The organism is Streptomyces massasporeus (genome assembly GCF_014648995.1).
Classification (GTDB): domain Bacteria; phylum Actinomycetota; class Actinomycetes; order Streptomycetales; family Streptomycetaceae; genus Streptomyces; species Streptomyces massasporeus.
In genome coordinates this window covers 1-24,402 of record NZ_BMSE01000033.1, presented here as the reverse complement: position 1 = coordinate 24,402, position 24,402 = coordinate 1, and the positions used below count along the sequence as shown (strand labels likewise).

General features: G+C 69.7%; 20 protein-coding genes. 14 read left to right on the top strand and 6 right to left on the bottom strand.

The window, feature by feature from the left end; all coding sequences use genetic code 11:
- Positions 1-107 precede the first annotated feature (107 nt).
- On the bottom strand, positions 108-1,694 hold the full coding sequence (locus IE153_RS39540; RefSeq protein WP_229829403.1) for an aldehyde dehydrogenase family protein: 1,587 nt from the start codon (positions 1,692-1,694) through the stop codon (positions 108-110).
- Positions 1,691-3,070: an L-lysine 6-transaminase gene (gene lat / locus IE153_RS39535; protein WP_189594512.1), complete on the bottom strand. Its 1,380-nt coding sequence runs from the start codon at positions 3,068-3,070 to the stop codon at positions 1,691-1,693. The genes IE153_RS39540 and lat overlap by 4 nt, the downstream gene beginning before the upstream one ends.
- Positions 3,071-3,436: 366 nt before the next feature.
- On the opposite strand from lat, the gene IE153_RS39530 reads away from it, so the two are divergent.
- The 7 genes from IE153_RS39530 to IE153_RS39500 are packed head-to-tail and all read left to right on the top strand — an operon-like array spanning position 3,437 to position 13,485.
- Complete coding sequence (locus IE153_RS39530) at positions 3,437-4,465, top strand: TauD/TfdA family dioxygenase (RefSeq protein ID WP_189594511.1); 1,029 nt, start codon at positions 3,437-3,439, stop codon at positions 4,463-4,465.
- A complete protein-coding gene (locus IE153_RS39525; protein ID WP_189594510.1) occupies positions 4,462-7,449 on the top strand; it encodes an AMP-binding protein in 2,988 nt (995 codons plus the stop codon). The genes IE153_RS39530 and IE153_RS39525 overlap by 4 nt, the downstream gene beginning before the upstream one ends.
- A gap of 58 nt (positions 7,450-7,507) precedes the next feature.
- Entirely contained in the window at positions 7,508-8,389 is an 882-nt protein-coding gene (locus IE153_RS39520) for a thioesterase domain-containing protein (protein WP_189594509.1), read from the top strand.
- Positions 8,386-9,609: an MFS transporter gene (locus IE153_RS39515; protein WP_189594508.1), complete on the top strand. Its 1,224-nt coding sequence runs from the start codon at positions 8,386-8,388 to the stop codon at positions 9,607-9,609. Before IE153_RS39520 ends, IE153_RS39515 begins: the two co-directional genes overlap by 4 nt.
- The gene (locus IE153_RS39510; RefSeq protein WP_189594507.1) at positions 9,596-10,969 is read left to right on the top strand and encodes a hypothetical protein; all 1,374 of its coding nucleotides are present in this window, start codon (positions 9,596-9,598) and stop codon (positions 10,967-10,969) included. The genes IE153_RS39515 and IE153_RS39510 overlap by 14 nt, the downstream gene beginning before the upstream one ends.
- A gap of 35 nt (positions 10,970-11,004) precedes the next feature.
- Positions 11,005-12,327 carry an ATP-grasp domain-containing protein gene (locus IE153_RS39505; protein WP_189594506.1) on the top strand — a complete coding sequence of 441 codons (1,323 nt, stop codon included), beginning with the start codon at positions 11,005-11,007 and terminating at the stop codon, positions 12,325-12,327.
- Positions 12,328-12,375: 48 nt separating this feature from the next.
- On the top strand, positions 12,376-13,485 hold the full coding sequence (locus IE153_RS39500) for a hypothetical protein (protein ID WP_189594505.1): 1,110 nt from the start codon (positions 12,376-12,378) through the stop codon (positions 13,483-13,485).
- Here the strand turns inward: IE153_RS39500 and IE153_RS39495 are convergent.
- Positions 13,459-14,505, bottom strand: coding sequence for a helix-turn-helix domain-containing protein (locus IE153_RS39495; protein WP_189594504.1), 1,047 nt, complete (start codon positions 14,503-14,505; stop codon positions 13,459-13,461). The two genes, IE153_RS39500 and IE153_RS39495, sit on opposite strands and share 27 nt — an antisense overlap.
- Before the next feature lie 150 nt (positions 14,506-14,655).
- Between IE153_RS39495 and IE153_RS39490 the strand changes: the two genes are divergently transcribed.
- The 3 genes from IE153_RS39490 to sbnA all read left to right on the top strand — a co-directional run bounded on the left by IE153_RS39490 (position 14,656) and on the right by sbnA (position 17,015).
- Positions 14,656-14,916, top strand: coding sequence for a hypothetical protein (locus IE153_RS39490; protein ID WP_189594503.1), 261 nt, complete (start codon positions 14,656-14,658; stop codon positions 14,914-14,916).
- 70 nt (positions 14,917-14,986) lie between these two features.
- Positions 14,987-16,027 carry an ornithine cyclodeaminase gene (locus tag IE153_RS39485; protein ID WP_189594502.1) on the top strand — a complete coding sequence of 347 codons (1,041 nt, stop codon included), beginning with the start codon at positions 14,987-14,989 and terminating at the stop codon, positions 16,025-16,027.
- Between the two features lie 16 nt (positions 16,028-16,043).
- The gene (sbnA, locus tag IE153_RS39480; RefSeq protein ID WP_189594501.1) at positions 16,044-17,015 is read left to right on the top strand and encodes a 2,3-diaminopropionate biosynthesis protein SbnA; all 972 of its coding nucleotides are present in this window, start codon (positions 16,044-16,046) and stop codon (positions 17,013-17,015) included.
- A gap of 66 nt (positions 17,016-17,081) precedes the next feature.
- On the opposite strand, the gene IE153_RS39475 is transcribed toward sbnA, so the two are convergent.
- Positions 17,082-17,636 (bottom strand): GNAT family N-acetyltransferase, encoded by a 555-nt coding sequence (locus IE153_RS39475; RefSeq protein WP_189594500.1) that lies wholly within the window; start codon positions 17,634-17,636, stop codon positions 17,082-17,084.
- Between the two features lie 82 nt (positions 17,637-17,718).
- Between IE153_RS39475 and IE153_RS42975 the strand changes: the two genes are divergently transcribed.
- Positions 17,719-18,782 (top strand): IS630 family transposase gene (locus IE153_RS42975; protein WP_438817985.1). Its coding sequence is split into 2 segments (ribosomal slippage): positions 17,719-18,196 and positions 18,196-18,782, totalling 1,065 coding nucleotides; the frame shifts between segments, so codons are not numbered across the junction.
- Between the two features lie 1,290 nt (positions 18,783-20,072).
- Here IE153_RS42975 and IE153_RS39460 read toward each other — a convergent pair.
- A complete protein-coding gene (locus IE153_RS39460; RefSeq protein ID WP_189594497.1) occupies positions 20,073-20,843 on the bottom strand; it encodes a transposase in 771 nt (256 codons plus the stop codon).
- A gap of 94 nt (positions 20,844-20,937) precedes the next feature.
- Between IE153_RS39460 and IE153_RS39455 the strand changes: the two genes are divergently transcribed.
- Positions 20,938-21,489 carry a hypothetical protein gene (locus IE153_RS39455; protein ID WP_189594496.1) on the top strand — a complete coding sequence of 184 codons (552 nt, stop codon included), beginning with the start codon at positions 20,938-20,940 and terminating at the stop codon, positions 21,487-21,489.
- Between the two features lie 147 nt (positions 21,490-21,636).
- On the opposite strand, the gene IE153_RS39450 is transcribed toward IE153_RS39455, so the two are convergent.
- The gene (locus tag IE153_RS39450) at positions 21,637-22,194 is read right to left on the bottom strand and encodes a TetR/AcrR family transcriptional regulator (RefSeq protein ID WP_189594495.1); all 558 of its coding nucleotides are present in this window, start codon (positions 22,192-22,194) and stop codon (positions 21,637-21,639) included.
- Between the two features lie 73 nt (positions 22,195-22,267).
- Between IE153_RS39450 and IE153_RS39445 the strand changes: the two genes are divergently transcribed.
- Positions 22,268-23,425: an FAD-dependent monooxygenase gene (locus IE153_RS39445; protein WP_189594494.1), complete on the top strand. Its 1,158-nt coding sequence runs from the start codon at positions 22,268-22,270 to the stop codon at positions 23,423-23,425.
- 98 nt (positions 23,426-23,523) lie between these two features.
- Positions 23,524-24,332, top strand: a protein-coding gene (locus IE153_RS39440; protein WP_189594493.1) for an IS5 family transposase whose coding sequence is annotated in 2 segments (ribosomal slippage) — positions 23,524-23,863 and positions 23,863-24,332 — 810 coding nt in all. Because the reading frame shifts where the segments join, the coding sequence is not laid out codon by codon here.
- The last annotated feature ends 70 nt before the right edge of the window (positions 24,333-24,402 follow it).

Below are 24,402 nucleotides of genomic sequence, written 5' to 3'. Positions count from 1 at the left end.
GTCGGTGTAGACGTCGCAATCCACACCGAACCTGGAAGGCCCTCACCCGTTCAAGCAGCCCCAACCGAGACCTGCATCACCGTCCACAACCTCGCGAGACAGAACAGTTAGGACAGCCGGTAGTCGAGGTCGGCGACCGTCTCGGCAGTGTCCATCTGGGCCTTCTGGAGCCGGCCCGAGTAGTCCCAGTTCATCGACTGCCACCGGGTGAACTGGTCCAGGACCCAGACGCCCGACTGCCGTGAGCCGTTGCCAGAGCGCCCGTTTCCGCCGAAGGGAAGATGGGCCTCGGCACCCGAGGTCGAGTTGTTCACGCTGATCATCCCGGCCCGGACGCGCCGGCGGAAGGTGAAGGCAGCGTGCGCGTCGTTCGTGTAGACGGCTGCAGACAGCCCGTAGCCCGGAGCGTTGGCCAGCTTCACGGCCTCGTCGAACTCCCGGTAGGTGGTCACTCCCACCAGCGGCCCGAAGGTCTCCTCGAGGAACAGCCGGTCGTCCGGGTGCACACCCGAGACCACGACAGGGTGGTAGTACAGACCCGTATCCGGATCCCCGACGAAGCCTGCGCGTGGATGGGCGGCGGTGATGCGACCGGGCCGGGCATGGCCGTGCACCGTGTGGTGGGGGCGGATCCAGGTGAGGTACTCCTCGAAACGCTCGGCGAACCGCCGGTTGAGTAGCGGCCCGTAGAGCACCTGTCTGGTCGGTTCGCCGATCGTGGCGGCGTCCACCGCCGCGGTGAACCTCGCGAGGAAGTCGTCCGCCACGGACTCGTGGACGATCAGGGTGCCGAGTGAGGTGCAGCGCTGTCCGGCCGAGCCGAAGCCGGCGAACAGGGCTCCTTCGACGGCCAGGTCGAGGTCGGCGTCGGGGGCCACCACCAGCGGGTTCTTGCCGCCCAGCTCGAGGCAGGGCGACTGCAGGTGGCGACCGGCCAGCTCTCCGATGCGGGTACCGACCTGGGAAGAGCCGGTAAAGCCGATCTTGTCGACGGTGCCCGCGGCCAGCGCCTTCTCCAGACCCGCGAAGGTCTGCTCGCCGTCCGCATGCACGATGTTCAGCACGCCCTCGGGCAGCCCTGCCCGGCTCAACAGCTCGTAGAGCGCGGCGGCGCTTGCCGCCGCGTACTCCGCGGGCTTCCACACCACGGCGTTGCCGCACAGCAGGGCGGGCACGATGTACCAAGCGGGGACAGCCACGGGAAAGTTGCCGGCGGTGACGACCGCCACCACGCCGACCGGCTCGCGGAAGGTGAGCAACTGTTTGTCGGGCATCTCGCTTGGCACCGTCTGCCCGTACAGGCGCCGCCCCTCGCCGATGAAGAAGTCGCAGGTGTCCACGATCTCGCGGACCTCGCCCAGGGCTTCGGCGTACGGCTTGCCGATCTCCCGGGTGACCAGGGCAGCTAGGCGCTCCGCGTTGGCCTCCACGAGGCGTCCGGCGGCCGCGATGGTCCGGCCTCGCACGGGAGCAGGGGTGTCGGCCCATGCCTGCTGCCCGGCCTTCGCGGCCGTGCAGGCCGCCGCGAAGCCGTCGGCACCGACGAGTTCCACTTCCGCCACGGCCTCGTCGAGCCGGGCGGGGTTGTACGAGACGCGTCCTTGCGCGGTGTGCTCCCGCGGCAGCGGCTTGCCAGCGACAATCGAGGCGACGGAGGACGTGGCCGCGGCGGAAGTGACGTGACAAGTGCTCACAGCTGCCCCTCCGAGGCCATCCGGACGAGGGTGCGGTCCAGGGCGGACAGCGACAGGTCCAGCTCCGCGTACGCGATGTTCAGCGAGGGCCTCGCCCGGACCGTCCGCTCTCCGCTGGGCAGTACGAGCACCCGCTCCTCCTCCCGCATCCGGCGGACGACCTCGTCGCGGAGCTCCGGGGTCGGCATGTCGAAGGCGCACATCAGACCGCGTCCCCGCACGTTGTCCATCACTCCGGGATGCCGGTCGGCAACCCGGCGCAGACCCGCGACGAAGTGGTCGCCAGCCTCGGCGGCGCGGGCGATCAGCCCGTCGCGCTCGATGACCTCAAGCAGTCGGGTGGCCCGGACCATGTCGACGAGACCGCCGCCCCAGGTGGAGCTGATGCGGCTGCTCACCCGGAAGACGTTGTCCGGGACCTCGTCGACGCGCCGCCCGGCCATGATGCCGCCCACCTGGGTCTTCTTCGAGAAGGCGACGATGTCCGGGTCGATGCCGAGCTGCTGGTATGCCCACGGTGTACCGGTGAGGCCGACACCAGTCTGGACCTCATCGACGACGAAGAGGGCGTCGTGCCGGTGGCAGAGTTCCTGCATGGCCCGGAGGAATTCCGGCCGCATGTGGTTGTCGCCGCCCTCGCCCTGAACCGGCTCCGCGATGAAGCAGGCGATGTCATGCGGGTGGGCGCGAAAGGCGGCCTCGGCCTGGGCCAGGGCGCGCCGCTCGGCCTCCTCCACCTCGGCCAGATGGTCGGAGAGCGGGAAGCGCACGGCGGGCACTTCGATACGCGGCCAGTCGAAGGCCGGGAATCGGTCGGTCTTGGTGGGGTCGGTGTTGGTCAGCGACATCGTGTACCCGCTCCGGCCGTGGAAGGCCCGGGTCAGGTGGAGTGCGCGCCGGCCGAGCTCTGGGGAGCGGCCGTGGGCCTCGTTGTGGCGGCTCTTCCAGTCGAACGCGCACTTGAGCGCGTTCTCCACGGCGAGCGCGCCGCCCTCGACGAAGAACAGGTGCGGCAGCGCGGGGTCGCCGAGGACGCGCTTGAAGGTCTCGACGAATTCGACCAGGTACGTCGTGTAGGTGTCGCAGTTGGCTGGCTTGTTGGCGCCCACCCGGGCGAGCCGGTTCATCATCTCCGGGTCCTCCACCACGTCAGGCGGGTTGATGCCCAGCGGACTCGAGGCGAAGAAGGTGTACATGTCGAGGTAGGCCTCGCCGCTGACGGCATCCACCAGCCAGCTGCCGTGACTGCGCGCCAGGTCGAGAACCATCGGGAAGCCGTCCACCAGCATGTGAGCGGCCAGTCGGGCATGCACGTCGGCCGGGTGGACCTCCGCTGTGACGCCGGGCGCCGGGACCAGGTGTGTCGCGTCAAGCATGAACGTTCCTCCAGAAGTGGGCTGCCCGGGATGCGGGAAGGGGTCGGACGGCTGCCGACGACCGGCCGCGGGAACTCCCGGCATGGCTCCGATCGCTGCCGACCGTAGCCCAGCGGCACTCCCGCCCGGCCCGGTCCCCGATGGCATTCCACTGCCCTGGCAGAGGGCGGCCACAGGGAAGTGATGACGTCCGGCGCCGCCGCACGGCACAGTCGAAACACAGACGAAGCGACCTGCTTCGAGGAGCCGCCCGAGCGACGGAGATCCCACTGGAACCGGCTCCCTCTTCGGTCTCCCGACCACCCCGGCCCAGCCCCCGGGTGGCGGCGACGAACCGTCAAGGACATCCGCGAAGGAGAACAGCCCGTGCCCATCGGCAAGTTCGCCCGGCTCGATTCCGGGGAAACCGGCGGAGCGACCGCCATGGATCTGGTGCGCCGCACCGCCTACAACGAAGAGCAGCTGCCGCTGGCCTTCGAGGCCGACGCCGATGTCGATCTGGCGGCCTGGGTCCGGGAGCACCGTGAGGAGCTCCGGGCCGACCTGTACCGCCACGGCGCGCTGCTGTTCCGGTCGCCAACGAAGCCCGACTTCGACGCCGTGGTCGAGGCGTTCAGCGGTCAGCTGGTCGACTACGCGGGTGGTGCCGCCATCCGCAGCCGGGTCGGCAAGACCACGTACACCGCGAGCGAGTACCCCGAGGACCTCGACATCCGGCAGCACAGCGAGTTCTGCTACTCGCACGACTGGCCGATGCTGCTGTTCTTCCAGTGCGACATCGAGCCCAAGGACCGTGGGCAGACACCGCTCACCGACAACCGCGCCCTGATGCGGGCCATTCCCGCGGATATACGGCGGCAGTTCGCCGAGCGCGAGCTGCTGTACGTCCGCGGCTACGGTTACAACCGCACCTGGCAGCGCTCGTACGAGACCGACAGCCGCGAGGAGGTCGAGGAGCTCTGCCGCGCCGAAGGCCGTACCGTCGAGTGGATCGGCGACGACCAGCTGCGCACGTCCGAGCGTCGGCCCGCGATCGCCCGGCACCCCGTGACCGGCGACGAGGTGTGGTTCAACTACGCCCACGGCTTCCACATCTCCCGCATGGACAGTGGCATCCGGGACGCTCTGTCGACCGCGCCGGACGACACGGACGAACAGCTGTGGCCCAACAACGTCTTCTGGGGTGACGGGTCGGACATCGACGCGGACGTCATCACGGTGGTCAACGACATTGTCGAGGAGCACACCGTCCAGTTCGACTGGCGTGAGGGCGACATCCTCATCGTCGACAACATGCTGGCCGCCCACGGCCGCCGGCCCTTCAGCGGACCGCGTCGCATCCTCCTGAAGATCGCCGAGTCCTACCTCAGCACCGTCCGAGGAGCACAGGCATGAGCATCACGGACACCTCCACGACCCAGGCCTTCGACCTCAGCCCCCTGCAGCGCGCCGCGCTCGACGCCGGCGACCGCAGGCTCACCGTGAGCGTGCGGGTGCCAGCTACGTCTGCCACCGCGCTGGCCGAGGCACTGGGCGCGGCCCTGGCCGCCGCACCGATTCTCACCGCCGACCGCGTCAGTGTCCCCGGACTGCGGGTCCCCCGGCAGCAAAGTGCCGGCGCACCGCAGTGGACGGTCACCGCGGACGGCGTGAGGGAGCTGGTGAGGGGCACCCTGACGGCCTCGGTCGCCAACTCCTGGGACGGCCCCCTGCTGACCGTCTCCTGCGACGCGCTCTTCGCGGACCCGGCGTCGCTGTCCCTGCTTCTGGCGGACGTCGCCCGCCGGCTCGCCGGATCCGGGTCCGGGACGGAGTCCGGCCTGGACTTCCTTACGGTGGCCCAAGGCCACAGCGCCATGATGCGCGAGGGCGAACTCCGCGAGGAGGAGCACTTCTGGTCCGCCCGGCGGCGCGCCGCCGACACCGATTCCCCGCGCCTGACCGACGTCTTCCCCGGCGCGGGTGGTACCGGCGGCGCGGGCGCCGGGGGCGCCACGGCCGCCGACCGGATCATGGGGCCGGACGAGACTGCGCTACTCGGCGCGCTCGCGGAGCGATCCGGCTGCGACATCGCCGAGATCGCCCATCTGGCGCTCGACACGGTGGCCCAGCGGCTCGGTCTCGGCCCGCACGCCGTCGGTCTGCGCTGCGACGCCCGCGAGGTGATGGGCGTCGACACCCTGATCGGCCCGCTGACCCAGACGGTCGCCACCGGCTGGGAGGTTGACCTGAAGGGGACGGCGGCCGCCGTCCTGCCCGAGCGCCGGGCCGGCCTGGCCGAACTGTCCGAGATGCTCGGCGGACCGGCCCTGTCCGGTGAGACGGCCCGGCCTGTCCTGGTCTTCGACCCGTTCGGCGCGCCGGCGCTGCCCGATGGCTGGTACCTGGAGACCTGGTCCGCCCCGCTCGACGGCGACATCACCCTGTCCCTGCGTACCCACGGCGCCGCTTGGCGACTGCACGCCGAGTCGGCGACCGGGGAGGGAGGCCGGTGGCTGCTCGACACCCTGCTCACCCTGTGGGCGGGAGTCCTCGACGACCTCGCGCACCGTCCTGCGGCGCCGCTCGGCACCCTGCGCCTGCTGCCGCTGGCGAAGGCGGCCGCGGTCGCCGAACGCCTCGGCGGCGGTAAGAGCGGTCCCGCCGCCGCGCCGCTGACGGACACGGTCCTGGCCCATCTGGGTGAGCGCCCAGACGCGCCGGCCTTCCGGCGCGGCGAGCTGGTCCTAACCTACCGGGATTTGGGCGCCCGAGTGGCGGCGCTGTCTGGCGCACTGTCCGACGTCCCCGCCCACGGAGTGGTCGCCGTGCTCGCCGACCACGGACCCGACCTGCTGGCCGCGCAGCTGGCGGCGCTGTGGCGGGGGGCCGCTTTCCTGCCCCTGTCGACGCAGGAACCGGCTGCCCGGCTGGCGGATGCGCTTGAGTGGGCGCAGGCCTCTGTGGTCCTGACTGGCGCAGGTGCCCCGCAGGTGCCCCTCCCGCACGGCTGCAGGGCCGTGCGGATGGAGGACGTGCCCACCACCCCGGGGGCCCTCCCGGGCGAACCGGTCCCCGTCGATGGCGATGCGACTGGCTACCTCCTGCGCACCTCGGGCTCGACGGGCCTCCCCAAGCTGGTGCAGGTGAGCCGTGCGAGCCTGGACAACTACCTGTCGGCGATGGCGCGGACCTTCCTGGCCGACGGGGCGATACTGCCCGTGCTGTCCAGCCCGGTCTTCGACGCCAGCTTCAAGCAGACGCTTGGCGTCCTGTATCGCGGCGGCTGCGTCTGGCTGCCGGCCGCCGACCGCCTCGACCTCGCCGCGGTCCGCGCCGAACTGGCCGCCGCCGGGGCTCCTCTCACCCTCAACTGCGTTCCCAGCTACCTCTCCGCCCTGCTCGACGCGGCCGCCCCGTCGGAAGACGGCGATCCGCTCCGCGTCAGCCGCTTCCTGCTGGGCGGTGAGGCGCTCGACGAGCAGCTCGTACGGCGCGTCTGGCAGCGCTTCCCGCAGGCCGAGATCTGGAACCTGTACGGCCCGACCGAGGCCACCGCCACCGCCACCGCCGGCCGGCTGGAGCCCGGCGGCGACATCCACGTCGGCACGCCCATCGCGGGCGCTGGAATCGTCGTGGTCGACGCCTCAGGCGAGATACTGCCGGAAGGGGTGCGCGGCGAGGTGGCGATCATCGGGCCGGGAGTCGCCGCCGGCTACCTCACCGGGCACGAGGACGCCTCTCCGTTTACCGAGCTCCGGCTAGCCGGCCGCTGCTTCGCCGCCTACCGCACGGGGGACATCGGACACCTCGACGCCACCAGCACGCTGCGGCTCGCTGGCCGCAGCGACAGCCAGGTCAAGCTAAACGGCTGGCGCATCGACTTGCGGGAGATCGAGCGGGTGGCGCAGCGCGCCGAGGGCGTGCGCGATGCCGTGGCCGTGGTCGACCGACGGGCCGAGGAACCCCGACTGCGCCTGTTCGTCCGTGGCGAGGCCGATTCCGACACCGTCTCGGAGCTGCTCCGCGAGTGCCTGCCCAGGCCGATGATCCCCGAGTCGGTTACGGTGCTCGACCGCTTCCCCACCACCGTCTCGGGCAAGGTCGACCGGAAGGGCCTGCTGGCCTTCGCCAGCACGGGTGCGGAAGCGGACCCCTCCGCCTACGACCCGCAGGAGCTGCTCGTCGCAACCGCCTGGAAGCAGCTCATCGGCCGCGGCTGGCCGAGCCCGGAAGACGAGTTCTTCGCCTCCGGCGGACACTCGCTGCTGCTCGCCCGCCTGGTCAACCAGCTGCGTGCGCAGGGCTACGACAACCTGTCGCTCCGGCAGGTGGTGCGCCGCCCGACCGTGGCGACGATCGCGGCGCTAATGCGCACGGGGTCCGCGGTCCCGGCGTGAACCGCTCCCACCCTTGGGCCGGACCCGGCTCTGGCCCAAGGGGTCAACAGACGAGGAAATGACAACTGTGCTCGTGGACACCGGAAATCTCGTACCCCTGAGGGAGGCCGGGCGGGGCCGGACGATTGTCTTCGTTCACCCCGCGGGCGGCGGAGCGGGCGGCTTCCGCAGACTGCTGCCCCACCTGCCCCCCGACTGGCGCGTGTTCGCCTTCGAGGCGATCGACCCCGGCCCACCGGACCGGTGCTCCGTCCCGGCCATCGCCCAGGACTATCTGACAGCGCTGGAAGAGGTCACCTCACCGACCGGCGCCGTGCTGGCTGGCTGGTCTTTCGGCGGCACGGTCGCCGTGGAGATGAGCCGTCGGGCCGAGGCCGCGGGCTGCCCGCCCGACGCGGTCGTCCTCTTCGACAGCGCGACCCCGGACGTGCTCGCGCGCCGGGAGCGCTCCGCACTCGCCGAGATCGCTGGGCTGTTCGGGGTGGAACTGCCGGATCGGGTCGGGACGGACGAGGAGCTGGCTCTCGCAGAGGTCGCTACCGCCTTCAACCGGGCCGCGCCCGGCGCGAGCATCTCGGCGGCGGAGCTGCGCCCCATCCTCGACGTGTTCCGCTGGCACCTCGACGCCGTGCGGCGACCTTGGCCCGACGCTGGCTGCGCCGCGCCCTGCTTCCTGGTGCGTGCGGCGGACGAGGAGGGCTGGGGCGACGCCCTGGAGGACCTGGGCTGGGACACGCTCCTGGCCCGCCCCGTCACCCGGCACCGGGCACCGGGCACGCACGACTCGCTGTTCTCGGCGGAGCACATCCCCGTGCTGGCCGCGGTCGTCCGCGACATCGTCGCCGGTCTCGGTGACGGTCCGCGGAAACGCAGGACGGCCGACTTCTCCCGGCTGCGGGGAGGACCGAGCGCGGCGGGGACCGGAGGCGTCGGCCGGTGAGACCGTTCCGGGTCCTGCTGACCTCGTTCTCCGTATCCACCCTGGCCGACGGCCTGACCGCGGTGCTGCTGCCGCTAATGGCCGCGGCAGCCTCGCGCTCCCCGCTGGACGTGGCACTGGTCTCCGTGGGACGGGCCCTGCCCTGGACCCTGCTCGCGCCCGTGGTCGGCGTACTGGTCGAACGGACACCGGTACGTACGGTGCTGCTGCGGGCCGGCGGGTGCCGCATGGCAGTGCTCGGGGCGCTGCTGGTCGTTCTAGCGGTCACCGGACCGAGCATCCCCGCGCTGGTCGTCGCAGCCGTCGCGCTCGGCGTCCTGGAGGCCTTCTACGAGGTGGCCGCCCAGAGTTGCACCCCGTCGATGGTCGGGCCGGACAAGCTTGTGGCGGCCAACGCCAAGCTCACAGCGACGGAATTGGTGATGCGCAGCTTCCTCGGTCCCTCCGCCGCTGGCGCCATTGCCTCGCTCAGTCTGCTGACCGTCACCGGAACCAGCGCCGCACTGTACGGATCCGCCGCGCTCGTAATGCTGGCCCTGCCAGCCGTTCCCGCCGCGGCCTCCGGGCCACGGCGGCACATCCGGTCGGAGATCGTCGAGGGGATGCGCTTCCTGCGACGCGATCCGCTCCTGACGCGCTTCGTCGCCATGACCGCGTGCAGCGCGGTGGCCTATGCAGCCTGGATGCCCGTCTTCACCCTTTACGCCCTCGCCCCCGGACCCATCGGACTCACCAGCACGGGTTTCGGGCTGGCCATGGCCGCGGCCTCGCTCGGCGGCCTGGCCGCCACCCTGCTCACCCCCCGACTGCCGCGGACGCTGTCGCCGATGCGCGTCCTGACCGGGGCCGTCGTGATCGGCACGGCCGCCCTCGCGGTCCCGTTCGTCACAGCCCGACCGGTCGCCAACGTGGCCGCCCTGATGGTGTACAGCGCCTCCGTGGTGACCTGGAACATCATCACCGTTTCCTACCGACAGCGGTCCACGCCGCCCGGGATGCTGGGTCGGATCAACGCCTCTTACCGGGCGCTCGCCTGGTTCCTGGTGCCGCTGGGCCCTCTTCTCTCCGGAGTGGTGGGCACGCTGCTGGGGCTGCGGGGGGCGCTGCTGCTCTGCGTGGCGATCTCCGCCGCGGCCTTGCTCCTCGCACCCGGTGCGCACAGGCATGCCGGTGCTCTCACCCGAGCTACCCCTCAGGAGGACATCCATGATCGTGTATGACCGCTTCGCCCGGTCCTGGGACGAGCGGCTGCTGGCCGACCGGGGGCCCACCGGCCGGGCGGCCGCGATCGCCCACGGCCTCGACGAGCGGCTCGGCGACAGCATGTACCGCCACCCGCAAGGGCCCGTGCCCCTGCGGCCCGTGCTGCTGCCCTCCGCCCTAGCAGAGGAGATGCGCACGGTCGGTCTCCGGCTGCTCGACATCATCCGGCAGGTTGCCGCGACGCGGGCGACCGGCGTCTTCGAGCTGGCCGACCTGGTCGGCTACCGCCGCCCCGGCGTCTGCATGCTCACCGAGGACCCGGAGTGGAACGCCTCCGCGTTCGAAATGGCGCGACCCGACATCGTGGTGAGCGGGGGCGTCGTCCGCGTGGTGGAATGCAACATCATGAGCGCGGTCGCGGGGCCCGAGCAGGTCACCAGGATCGACCGCTACTTCCGTGAGGTTTACGGGCCGGTCGACCCCTGCGCCGACACCTCCCGCCTGGTTGTCCCCGACGTGATGGGCCCCCGCCGCGAAGTGGTCCGGGCAGTGGCCCGCACCCGCGGGGTAAACCGTCCACGGGTGGCGGTGCTGGGCTGGGATCGCGGTACCGGCTTCGGCTCGGCCGAGTACTTCGGCGATGTCGTCGACGACTTCGCACAGCACGGCGTAGACGCCGAGTTCGCCGTGCCCAACGACCTGGAGGCGGACCGGGCCTCGTTGCGCCACCAGGGCCGGAGGATCGACGTGGCGCTGCGCATGTTCGTGTCCGCCGACGCCCCCAGGGCCGACCTCGACATGTCCGCGCCGCGCGACGCCATGCTCGCCGGCACCGCCATCACCCTCTCGCCCGAGGTCGCCGACGTCTACTCCAGCAAGAAGCTGCTCGTCTGGGTGTCGGAGGCGGCGGAGGAGATGCCGTCCGCCGACCGGGACTTCCTCGACCGCCACCTGCCCTGGACCCGTCTCCTCGTCGACGACAAGGTCACCTGGCGGGGCGGCTCGTACGGACTGGTCGACCTGCTGCTCGGCGAGCGGGAGCGGTTCGTCATTAAGCCCTCCGACCAGCACGGCGGCGAAGGCATGTCGGCGGGCGCGGACACCGAGCCCGATGCCTGGGCCGAGGCGGTCGAACGGGGCTTGCGGGACGGCTCGTACATCGTGCAGGAGTTCATGCGCCCCGACCCGCTCCCCGTACCCGTCCTCCGCGCCGCGGACCAGTCCATCGAAGTGGCCCGGGTGGCTTCCGTGTTCGGTCCGATGCTGATGGGCGGCCAGCTGGGCGGCATCCTGGCCCGCCACACCGACCGGGCCGACACCACGATGGTCAACGCGATCGGCGGTGGCGTCATGAACACCTGCTGGATGACGCCGTGAACCGCGTAGGCTCCCCACACCCCGAGGAGAACACCGTGCTGGATACCTGGGACGAGCTCGCCCATCCCGACGACCTCGCGCTCGTCCGGGACGGCAGCGCGGAGGTCGCCGGGCGGATCCGGCACGCGCTGCGCGGCCTGCCCTTCACCCCGGACGAGCTCCTCACCCCCGTGCAGCCCGTCGCCTTGGCCGAAGGCGTGCGCCGCAGGATGGAGGACGCCGCCGTACGCCTGGTGCGGCTGATCGAGCGGGTTTGCTGGTCCTTGGCCGAGGATCCGGCCGTCCTACGAGACCTGGTCGGCCTGACCTCGGCCCAGGTGCCGTTGCTCGGCGCCGGGGGAACAGCGGCCGAACGGTCCCGCGCAGGCCTGCTGGCCCGGCCCGACGTGGTCATCGAGAACGGCCGGCCGCGGTTCCTGGAGTGCAACTTCGGAACCGCCGACATCGGCCCGGTGGTGGCCCGTCACCTCACCTCCGCCTACGGCGCGCTGTACCGGACGGCCGCGGAGCGGCTCGCACGCCCGGGCGCGCATCAGCCATACGCGGGCAGGGCGGCTCTGTTCCGCCGCCTGTGCGAGGAGCGCGGGCTGCCTCCGAAGGTCGCCGTAGTCGGCACCATGCGGGAGGAGAACGTCGGCGACTCGCGCTACTTCGAGACCGAGGCCCGCTACCTGCGCGACCACGGCTTCACGTCGGAGTTCTTCGAGCCGGAGGAGCTTGACGCCGCCGGGGACGACTGGCCGGTCGTGGTCAACCACTTCATCGCGGCCGAGTGGCAGCGGATGGGGATACCGCTGGACGGGATGCGGCGGCTCCACCGGCAGTCGGTGATCATCGCCCCCGACGCCAGCATGCTTTTGTCGAGCAAGCTCGTGCTGGCCTGGCTGTCTGCCGGCCGGTTTGAGCTCTCCGCCGCCGAGGCCGCCCTAGTCGAGGAGTGCGTGCCGTGGACACGGTCGCTCGACAAGGGGACCGTCGTGTACCACGGACGAGAGGAGAGCCTCCCCGAACTGGCGATCCGCCGCCGGGAGGACCTGGTACTGAAGCCCGTCGGGGCCTTCGGAGGCAGGGACGTGGTGCTCGGTCGGTCCGCCGACCCGGCGGGGTGGCGCGCCCGGATCGAGTCCGCCCTGGCAGAAGGGACCCACATCGTCCAGGAACTCGTGAGGCCCGACCTTCTGACCGTGGCCTTCCACGATGCGGCCGCCGACCGGCTGGTCAGGCATCCCGTCTCGTACGTCCTCGGCCCCTATGTGGTGGACGGCGCCCCCTCCGGATACATGGTCCGGCACGCGCCGTCAGAGGTCCCGTCCGTGGTGAACTTCGCCCGGGGCGCCTCCTTCAACCTCGGTGTATGACGCGGCGCGGCCACGACGACGTGAGCACGGACCCGACAAGGAAACGACATGCAACCGGCACCCGCACTCGCATGGCTGGACGCGTTCCGGCGGCTGCGGCAGGGCCAACGGGGCGACCTCGTGGCCCGGCTGGCCGCGGTGGAACCTGTACTCTCCCCGGACGGACCAAACCCCGGCATACCACTCAGACCTGTCCTGATGCGACGGCGGCATCTGCGACAGCAGGCGGACGTGGGCGGCACACTCATCAGTCTCCTGACGGCCGTCGCGCACCGGCGTGCCGGTGGCGATCCACGGCGGCTGGGAGAGCTGCTGGGGGAGGAGCCGTCGGCCGGCGAGGCGCCGCGCCTCGCCCCGGCGGACGGCGGCACCTGGTGTGCGACCGTCCATCCCCGTGAGGGCGTGTGGTGGTTCACCGACTTCGAACGACGGTCCCCGCAGCCCGGTCTGGCCGCTGTGTACACGGTCGCCACCGCTCACGCGACCTGCCTCGTCGCGCAGGCGCTGCGGGTAGCGGGCGCCTCGCTCGGACCTTCAAACCCCCGGGAGGTCCGCAGCCGCACGCGTGCAGCCGGAACCCCCGCCGGTGCCTTGGAGGTGATGACGCGCGCACGGCGGACCGGACGGCCCTCCACCCCGGAAGACCGCTGGTACGCCAACCGGCTGCTGCTTGCCTGGCTCTACGAGGCGCGTGGCGAGCTAGGGCCACGCCACGCGGGACTGATCGAACGCCACGTCCCGGCGACCTACCCGGTCGAGGACCGTGACGTCGTGGTCGACGGAATACGGACGCCGCTGCTGCGGCACCTCGTGGCCGCGCGGGCCCGTTACGTGCTCAGGAGCGCACGCCCCGGTGACCCGCCTGGCACCGTGCTGGGGTGGGCCACCGGCGGCGACGCGTGGCACCGGGCGCTGGACGAAGCGGTCGGCAGGCGCACGTGGATGGTGGCCCAGCGCCTCGTGCCGCCGGGGCGAGCGGCGGTTCCGGTGGGGTGGCCCGATGGCTCATGGCGCCTGGAGAGCCTGGGGACGCGGCTGGAGGCGCACTACTGCGGCACGGAGTACGCGGGCGCGCTGGTGAGGCTGCTCGGCCCTCCGTCGGCAACGGGGGTCGGTGCCGACGCCGGCCTGTCAGCCGTCTTGAGCCTCGATCCCTGACGGGGCGTCGTTCTGGTCGGGGTTGTCGAGTAGGCCGAGCCGGTGGGTGACGTAGCCGCCCTGGAAACGGCTGGTGGCTCCGAGCTGGAGCATGATGGCGGCGATGTGCTTGCGGCAGGTGCGGACGGACATGCCGAGCCGACGGGCGATGACCTCGTCCTTGAGGCCCTCGGCGAGCAGTTTGAGAATGCTCCGCTTGACGTCGCCGGAGATGCTGCGACTGGACTCACGGTCGTTGCTGCCGGTGTCGAATGCATCGCCCGCCTGCCAGCTGCGCTCGAACACGTCCAGGAGGAACGCGACGATGGACGGCTCGCGGATCACGACCGCCGCCGCGGGGTCGGTGTGGTCCGGAATGAAGGCGGTTTCCCGGTCGAAGATGATGAGTCGGTTGAAGAGCTCGGTGGACGTGCGTACCTCCGCCCCGAGCGCGGTGACCTCTTCCACGTACGCGCGGGCGGGCTGGTTGTAGCGGGTAGTCCGCTGGTACAGCGTGCGCATGGAGACACCCCGCTCCAACATCCGGCGGTCACGAGGCAGGGCATCCGCCAGGACCTCTGGGTTCCTGACCCCGCCGGGCTGCGCTGTGAGCACCTCGAAGCGGCAGCGCTCTGCCGTCTCCTCGAGGAGTAACCGTATCTTGTGCAGGTCCTTGAGGAGGTGGACGCCGCCGGCGGCAGCGGCCATGCCCTCTGTGTAGCGGGCGACGAGGGCTTCCTTGCCCTCGGCTATGCGCACGATGGCACGCTGCCGTTCGAGCACCTCGCTGGCGAGCGCGCTGGTGAGTTCGGCGGCGGCCGTCTGCGGCGCCACCGGAACGAGAAGCCCCGGCCTGGTGGTGGACCATCTGAGCAGCCGTACCGCCATGAGTCTGGCCACGCTGCGCTCGACATCCTGCGGAGTCATCCCGCCCGGACGCGAGTCGTTAGCCGGCGACAGTCCCCCCTTCTTGATGGCCAGGTCGTACACAGCAAGGTCCTGAGGGTCGAGATCGTCGAACCCTTTTTCCATTGTGTCCATTTTCAAGCGCTTTGTTAGGTGCTCACTTTGCTGCGTTGCACGTTGGTGTGTGATCAACGCTCTGTACCCGAGTGTATGAGTCCGGACAGGCTCGTCTTCATGACCTGCCCCAATCGACGGGGCGTTGCCTCATGCAAGGGATGCGTCGATATGAGCATGATCACCCGCCACTCGAGCCGCTCGATCGCCCTGCGACTCGCCGGGCTCGTCTCCGCCGCCGGAATCGCCGTGACCGCCCTGCTGCCCCTCTCTCCGTCCCCTGTCGCCCCTCAGAACACAGCAATATCGGCCGCTGGTCCCGCGTCGGACGACACAGGCTGGGGCGTGTCGCCCGAGAGCGAGCCGGACACGGGCTGGGGCGTGTCGCCCGAGAGCGAGCCGGACACGGGCTGGGGAGCTCCCTCCGCCTGACGGTCCCGCCGTCCACGGGGCGTCGTGGCAGTCGCCTCTGCCCCACACTCCACACCCCAAGGAATCTGTCATGTCACGCCAGCCAATGTCCGACCTCTTCTATCTGACCAGGGCCGATGTCGCGCAGGCGCTGAGCCACATCGACCCGGTCGCCGTCGCCGCGGACGTCCTGCGGGCGCACGCGCGCGGGGAGACCGTCGTGCCGGACGAGGGCTACCTCGGCTGGACCACTGCAGACGGGCACAGCGCCCGCAGCCTCAACATGCCCGGCCTGGTCGGAGGGCAGGAACCCGTGGTCGGCACGAAAATCATCAACGCCTCGCTGGGCAACACCGCGCGAGGCATCCCGAGGGCGGATGGCCTGACCTTCCTCTTCGACCCCGAAACCGCCCACCCCTACGCGATGATGGACGCGGCCCTGATCAGTGCCACGCGCACGGCAGCGGTGTCGGCCGTCGCCGTCGGGCTGCGGACCCGCCCCGTACTCCGACTGGCATTCCTGGGGTGCGGCGCTCAGGCAGACGCCCACCTCGGGCTGCTGTTGCCCCGGCTGGGAGACCTCACGGAGCTGGCCCTCTACGACCAGCAGCCCGTCGCCGCCGCGGCGTTCGCCGAAAAGCACCGGGCGGCCGCGGAGGCCGTCGGCGTCCGGCTAACGGTGGCGGCGACCGCGCAGGAGGCCGTCCGCGGGTCGGACGTCGTGGTGCCGCTCACAACCGTGACCAAGGGGTACATCCGCGCGGAGTGGCTGCTGCCCACGGCCACCGTCGTGCACGTCTCGCTGGACGACCTGCTTGCGGAGGTCGTGCTCGGCGCCGCCCAGGTCGTGGTCGACGACTGGCAGCTGGTCCGTACAGATCCGCGCCGTCTCCTCGGCCGAATGTACCGAGAGGGCCTGCTGTATGGCCAGGACGAGCCGGAGCCCGGCCAGCCCGCGAAGCGGGTCGACGGGACACTGGGCGAACTCCTGCTGAAAGAGACGCCGCTGGCCGATGGAGACGGCGTGACGGTCGTCAATCCGTTCGGCATGTCGGTCCAGGACGTCGCACTCGCGCACCGGGTGTTCACCGCCGCGACCGAGCTGGGCATCGGCTCCCGGTTGCCCCGATGAACGCCATGGAGGCGGCATGATCCACGACAACATAGCCGGAGCCGTCGGCAACACTCCGATCGTCCGGCTAGCACGCCTGTTCCGCGACGAGCCGTTCGAGGTCCTGGCCAAGCTGGAGTACCTTAACCCCTTGGGCAGCATGAAGGACCGGGCCGCTCGTCACGTCATCGAGAGCTGGCTCGCCGACGGAACGGTGCGCCCCGGCACCCGGCTGGTGGAGAGCTCGTCCGGCAACTTCGGCATCGCCCTGGCCGCCCTGGCCCCGCTGTACGGGCTCCGAGTCACCTGCGTCCTCGACCCGAACACTTCTGCGACGAACCTCGCCATCCTGGACAGCCTCGGGGCGGACCTCGACATGGTCTGGGAGCGGGACGCGGGCGGCGGCTACCTGGAGACCAGGCTTGCCCGGGTGCGGGAACTGGTGGCCCGGGATCCCGCGGTCGTATGGGTCAACCAGTACGCCAACGACTTGTGCTGGCAGGCCCACTACGAGCAGACCGCGGCGGAAATCCTGACCCAGGTTCCCGACGGCCTCGACGTGCTGGTGGCCGCGGTGAGCACCACAGCCACGCTCCAGGGCATCGCGCGTCGTCTGCGTGGACGGTGGCCGGCGCTACGGGTTGTGGCGGTCGACGCGTTCGGCTCGGTCATCTTCGGCGGACCGTCTGCACCCCGAAGACTGCCCGGGCACGGATCGAGCCGTGTCCCGGAGCTGGCGGCCACGCTCGAGCATGACGACGTGGTCCACGTACGCGACGAGGAGGCGGTCGCGGGGTGCCACGCGCTCCTGCGGAGTGAGGGCATCCTCGCCGGCGCGTCATCGGGGGCCGTGGTGAGCGCCCTGCGGAGCGTGGCTCCGTCGCTGCCGGCCGGGGCCCGGGTCCTCACCCTCTTCGCCGACCGCGGGGAGCGCTACATGGACCTTGTCTACGCCGGTGCCGCCGACGCACGGCCCGCGGATTTGAGGGAGCCGGTCGACGTTCGGTGACCGGACGGACCCGTGCTCTCGCCCTGCCTCAGGAGGGCCGCTCGAGCAGGAGAAGCGGGTTCCGCTTCAGCGGTCCTCGGTTCCGACCATCGCGTAGACGTACATGTCGCGGCGTTCTTCCCCCACCTGCTGCCAGCTTCGCAGCAGCCCCTCCCGGACGTATCCGGCGCGCTCGGCCGTACGGCAGGATGCGGTGTTCCACGGCTCGATGAAGAGCTGGAGCCGTGGAATCCGCAGGCCGTCGGAGGCCCATGTGCTGACCGCTTGCAGGGCCGCCGAGGCCGCCCCCAGACCCCGCGCGGACTTCACCACCCAATAGCCCAAGGTGGCCCGCCCCTGCGGGGCCTCGCTCACCCACAGCCCGACCGTGCCCAGCGGCCGATCGTCCTCGGCCCGAGCTATCACGAACGGATACCCGCTTCCGCTCGCGGTCCGTTCCCACTGCCGCTCGACGAACGCCACTCCCTCGTCGTGTGAGTACAGGGCAGGGACGGTGGTGATCAACGGAATGTATGTGTCATCCGCAGCCTCCCGCACCAGATGGAGGTCGTCGAGCCGCCAGGGCCGTAACATCAGCGCGTCACCCGCACGGAGGCGCGGCACGTCGGACGGTAGATCCATGGCCCCTATCCTGCCTTACTGACCTTCAAAGCGTGGTGTCGGTAGGGCTGACGGTCCATGATCCCTGCGGTACGCCAAGTGCATGAGGTATGCGCAAGGAGGCGGGCTGACCGACGAACGGCGAGTCTTCCGCGAGCAGTTGCGGATGGAGGCGGCCGAACGGTTCCGGCAGGGCGACGAGAACACGGTCATCGCTCACGACCTGCGAGTCAGCGTCCGGTCGGTACAGCGTTGGCGCAAGGCTTGGTCGCAGGACGGGACCAGAGCCCTGGCCTCCAAGGGACCGGCATCGCTGCCACAGCTCAGCGACGACCTGTTCGCCGTGCTGGAGCGTGAGCTGGCCAAGGGGCCGGTGGCACATGGGTGGCCGGACCAGACCTGGACCCTGTCGCGGATCAAGACGCTGATCGGGCGCCGCTTCCATAAGAGCTACACCGCGCAAGGGGTGGCCGCCCTGCTCAAGCGGCACGGCTGGAGCTGCCAGGTCCCCGCCCGGCGGGCGATCGAGCGGGACGAGAACGTGGTGGCCGGCTGGATGGAGGAGACCTGGCCCCAGGTGGAAGGACGGTGGCGGCGCTCGACGCCTGGCTCGACTTCGAGGACGAAGCCGGATTCTCGATGACGCCGCCGACCACCCGCACCTGGTCCCGCCGCGGCCACACCCCCGTGGTCCGCGTCCGGGGCCGCTCCCGCCGCCGCTTATCGGTGGCCGCCCTGGCCTGCTACAAGACCGGCGAACACTCAAGGCTGATCTACCGGCCCTGCCCGGACGCCCGGCCTGACGGACGCAAGAGCTTCTCCTGGAAGGACTACCGCGACCTGATCCAGACCGCTCATCAGCAGCTCGGCGGCCCGATCGTGCTGGTCTGGGACAACCTCAACACCCATCTCACCGTCGGCATGCGCCGCTACATCGCCGAACGCGACTGGCTCACCGTCTACCAACTCCCGCCCTACGCACCCGACCTGAACCCGGTCGAAGGCATCTGGTCGGTACTGCGACGCACCACCACGGCCAACCGCGCGTTCGCCGACCCGCAAGACCTGATCAACGCCGTCCGGCGGGGCTTACGCCAGCTCCAGCACCGCCACGATGTCCTCGACGGCTGCCTCACCGGCACCGGCCTCCGACGCCAGCCACCATGACGACTTCGCGCATTGAAGGTCAGTAACGACCGGGTAATGTGCGGGATGCCTGGAATGAGCGTAACTTGAAATATGCCGAACACGGTTAACATAGGTATCAGATAGTTGGCACTTCAACGGTCTACGCGTCAACCGCTTGCCTCTAATGCAATGCAGTGACCTTCTCGATGAACGCCTGGAGACTCACATTCCACATCTGGTGAGAGATCGTACTCCTGAATCCGCCCTCGGGCTGACGTGAGCGCCGTTTCGGGATTGTGGTCGCGAAGGGAGTCGGCCATGGCTGCGTGGCTGGGTTGGAAGAAGATGCCTACAGGGAGCACTCAATGTGCACCCGCCGTTAGTGGCAGCGCGAACGTTTTCGCGCGCGGGGATGATCGTGTGGTATATCACAGCGGTCTCTTGAATGGTCAGATAAATGGCTCATGGTCCCCGTGGCGGGGGCTTTACGGTTTGGGTACCTACACTGGACCCGCTGCAACCGCCCACCGTGGCAGTACCTACGTCTTCGCGGTCAATGACGCTCACCGACTCTCCTACACCCGCTGGAACGGATCCGGAGCGGACGGATGGCATGAGATCCCTGGTTCGGAGACTGCCAATGCGCCGACCGTAGCCTCTGGCGTGATAGTTCTACGGCGATGGGATAACAATACGCTGCGATATAACACGTTTGACGGCGATGGCTCAGTCCTGTCCTGGGGGAATTGGCGCACAGTTGATGGAATCACAACATCCTGTGCGCCCAGTATCACCGAATTCGGCGCGGGATACGTACTGGTCGGCATCGCCGAAACCGGCAAGCCTTGGTACAGAGACCTCGGCTCCGATCGGACGTCCTGGGGAGCGTGGAAGCCAGTTGGGGGCGGACAGACATACGATGCACCTGCTATGGCAAAGTCGCTGCTCGTGGTGCGAGGAACAGACAACGCGCTCCACTGGAACAGTTGTGATGGGCTCTTCAACTGGGCAGGGTGGAAGTCGGCTCAGGGGCAGACAGCTAACGCGCCTGCTCTAGCCCATTCCGGCTCGTTCTTCACTCTTGTAGTGCGCGGGTCGGATAGCGGAATCTACTACGCCTTCTATGATTGATAGCCGTAGGCCGCTTCCAGTGCGGCCTTTACTGTCCTCGGGACTGTTGGGCCCGCATGTTGAGGTGTCGCGCATTCGCACCCGATGCAATTGGCGTCGGTAGGAACATCGGTCGGTACAGCGGTTATCGCTAAGGGCTGTCCCGCAAAGATCTTGAAGTCGCCGCAGGCATGGTGGGCCGCCGTGCGGCCCGCTTGCCTATCCGGCGAGAGCAAGGTTGTGCAACCTGGCGATGCCGAGCATGGCGTGGTGGACGCCGTCGCCTTTGAGGCGGCAGTCGCGGAGGATCTTCCAGGTCTTCATACGGGCGAAGACGTGCTCGATGCGGGCTCGGACCTGCTTGTGGGACTTGTTGTGCTCCTCTTTCCAGGCCGGGAGTTCGCTCTGCCCGCGCTGTCGGCGGTGCGGGATGACGAGTCCGGTGCCCGGGTAGCCGCCGTCGGCGATCGTGACGGTTGTGCCCACGGCGGCTTTGGCCCCGGACTCCTCCCACGCCTTGCAGTCGTTGCGGTTCCCGGCGAGCGGCTTGCCGACCACGACGACCAGCCGGGTGTCGGCGTCGATAACGACCTGGTGGTTGGTGGAGTACCGGTAGTTCTTCGACCGCTCGGCGACGGAGTGGTCCCGGGTGGGGATTAGGGTGCCGTCCACGATGAGGACGGTGTCCTTGGCGAATCGCTTGCGGGGCTGGAGAGCGAGCAGGGGTCCGAGGTGGTTGATGACTCGGCCGGCCGTGGACTTCGAGACCCCGAACAGCGGAGCGAGCTGCCGCAACGTCAGATTGGTGCGCCAGTAGGCCGTGACCAGCAACACCCGGTCTTCCAGCGGCAGACTCCACTGCCGGCCTCGGTGGACCACATCTGCTCCATCACGCCGCAGCGTGGTCAGTAGTTTCCCGAAGCGGCGCGGGCTCAGACCCGCGAATGGGGTTATCCAGGACGGCTCCGATGCCGTGATCACACTCGCCACATCGTGATCATCACTCAGGCTGGCTCAATGCCGAGACGCTCCCGCAGCTACGCTGATCAGGGCAGTCCACAGTGCGCAAGACCCGGGGGAAACCGTGAACCGACCGCTGCTGTTCCTCGACGTGGACGGGCCACTCAACCCCTATGCAGCCAAGCCGGAGAGGCGCCCCGACGGCTACACCACACTCAGAGTTCCCCAGAACGACGCCCAACGGGGCGACACGGGCCTATCGTCCCGACGACGCCCTCTGCGAGTCTGGCTCAATCCAGAGCACGGACACATCCTGCTCCAGCTCGGCTTCGAACTGTGCTGGGCCACCACATGGATGGACGACGCCAACCGGTGGATCGCACCGATCCTCGGCCTCCCGGAACTGCCCTTCGTCGACTTCGGCGACGCCCTACTCCAAGAACGCCCTGATGGAGTCCACTGGAAGACAGGGCCGGTGGTGGCCTACGCAGGCGGCCGTCCTTTCGCCTGGGTGGATGACGAGCAGAGCGAGCTGGATCAGACCTACGTGACCACGCACCATCAAGGGCCCGGGCTCCTCCACCACGTCAACCCACGGATCGGCCTACGGAAGAACGACTTCCACACGCTCGCCGACTTCGCGCGGTCCCTGGACACCTCACGGATCACCGGCTGAGCACCTCGCCGCTCCTTCAGACTGCTCCGCACTCGGAGCCAAGATCTTTGCGGGACAGCCCTTACTGATCGTTTCAGAATGAGCGCGTGGGTGGCGGAGACAGATGAGGCTGCAGGCCAGTTCGAGGCGGCCCTGGACGCCCGGGTCCTAACGTAGGGCGGCGGCGACCAGTCCTTCGAGGGCCTCGCGCGGTACTTCGCCGCCGCTCACCAGCCGGTCGAAGACCAGTCCGTCGATGCAGGTCAGCAGGATGTGACTGCGATTCTCGACGTCCGTCACGCCGTGCGCGGCGAGGAACAGCCGGACAGCATCACGGCCGGCGTTGTCGCGGGGTACGAGGATCTCGCGCAGCTCACGGTCACGCACGCTCTCGACGGCACACGCGTAGCGAGCCAGCGAGCGGCGGCGGCCCTCGCCGGTGAGTCGCTGTCGGGCGAGCAGCACCATGCCGTCCACCAGTTCCTCGGCGGTGCGCAGAGGTGGCAGTTCTTCGGCCATCGTTTGCAGTTCTGCCTGGTCGAGTTGGACCAGGCGTGTGACCAGACCGGTGAGCAGCGCGGCCCGGGTGCGGAAGTACGCCGACGTGGTGCCGGGCGGCATGGCCGCTTTGCGGTCGACGGCACGGTGAGTCAGGCCGCGGACTCCTTCGTCGGCAAGTACGTCGAGAGCCGCGTCCGCGAGGAGGGTGCGCCGATCCGAAACCATGGCTCCTTTCTACACCTGTAGAGCCTCAGATAGAGTCACCCTTCTACAGCTGTAGAAGGGTGGGGGCTTCGGCATGGGCAACACGGCAGTGGTGGTCGGAGGGGGCATCGGCGGGCTGGCCGCCGCGATCGGACTGCGCCGCATCGGATGGGAAGTAACAGTCATCGAGCGCGCCTCCACGCCCGAGGACGCGGGGGCGGGCATCTCACTGGCCGCCAACGGCCTGCGGGCACTGGACGAACTCGGCGTCGGCGACGCGGTACGGGATGCCTCGCGAGGTCAGTACAACGGCGGCACTCGCACACCGCAGGGCGGTTGGCTGGCCCGGATGGACGGCTCGGCGCTGGAGAAGGCGGTGGGCACACCGATCATGGGCATCCCCCGATCCACCTTGCACCGACTGCTTCGCGAATGTCTGCCCGCCGAGGCGCTGCTGATCGGTTCCGAGGCGGACTCGGTCGAGCAGCCCGGCCCCGGGACGGTTCGAGTGAGCTGCGGCGAGACGGTCCTGGACGCCGATCTTGTAGTGGCGGCCGACGGCATCTGGAGCAAAGTGCGCAGCCATCTCTTCCCAGCCCACCCCGGTCCGGTCTATAGCGGCTCGACGGTGCTGCGCGCCATCACCGAGCAGGCGGTCGAACTGCGCACCGACTTCGAGCTGACCTGGGGGCACGGCGCCGAGTTCGGCCACATCGCCTTCCACGACGGGCGGGCCGAGTGGCACGCCGTCCTCAACCTCCCCGCCGGGACGCGGTTCGCCGACCCACTGGACGAACTGCGCAGACGATTCCATACCTGGCACGACCCGATCCCCGCCCTGCTCGACGCGACCCGGCCCGCCGCCGTGCTGCACCACGACGTCAACGAACTCCGCACACCGCTCCCCTGCTACACGGTCGGTCGGACCGCGCTGCTCGGCGACGCGGCACACGCGATGACCCCCAATCTCGGACAGGGTGCCTGCCAGGCGCTGGAGGACGCGGTCACTCTGGCCGCCGCGCTGGCCACCGAGGCCACCGTGAAGGCCGCGCTCGCTCGCTACGACGCCGAGCGCCGACCGCGCAGCCAGGCCGTCGCGCGGGCCGCCCGGCAGGCCGGGCGGATGGGCCAGCAGCTCTCCCACCCGCTGGCCGTCGCCCTGCGGAACACGGCGATGCGGCTGACACCCTCCCGCGCCGCAACGCGCATGATCCTTCGGCACCACGCCTGGGTCCCACCACAACTGAGCTGATCCGATTCGCACCCCGCCAACTCACCACCAGACGCCTCCCGAGACGAAGTCGAGCTGCGGGTCTTGCCGTTGGCGGTCACGGTGGGCAGGGTGTCCGGGTGCGTGCTGATCTTGTTCCAGACGACCTGTGGGAGCGCGTGGCTCCGCTGTTGCCGCGTGCTCCCGAGCGCAGTTACCGCTATCCCGGGCGACTGCGTGTTCCCGACCGGGTGGCCCTCGCTGGCGTCTTGTACGTGCTGCGGACTGGTGTCGCATGGCGCGATGTCCCGATGGAGACTGTGGGCTGTTCCGGGGTGACGGCGTGGCGCCGACTGCGGGACTGGACCGAGGCCGGCGTCTGGCCGCGTCTGCACGCGGCTCTACTGGCCGAGTTGCGGAGCACCGACCTGCTGGACCTGGACGACTGTGCCGTGGACGGGTCGCACGTCCGGGCCCTCAAAGGGGGGACCACGTCGGCCCATCACCCGTCGACCGCGCTCGTGCCGGCTCCAAGCACCATCTGATCGTCGACCGCCACGGGACCCCACTCGCCGTCACACTCACCGGCGGCAACCGCCATGACGTCACCCAGCTCATGCCGCTGCTGGAGTCGGTCCCACCGATCCGGGGCCTGCGAGGACGGCCCCGCCGCAAGCCCCGGCGCCTGTACGCGGACCGGGGCTACGACTTCGACAAGTACCGCCGCCTGTTGTGGAAGCGCGGCATCAAACCCATGATCGCCCGACGCGGCGTCGCCCACGGCTCTGGACTGGGCAAGGTCCGCTGGGTGGTCGAGCGCGCGTTCGCCTGGCTGCACCAGTTCAAGCGACTCCGCATCCGCTACGAGCGACGCGCCGATCTTCACCAGGGTCTGCTCGAACTAGCATGCAGCCTCATCTGTCTGCGCCGCCTACGAGCCTCATTCTGAAACGATCAGTTAGGCATCAGCAATGGCACACAGCAGCCAGACGGTACGGCCTTGTTCTTGGCTGAAAATG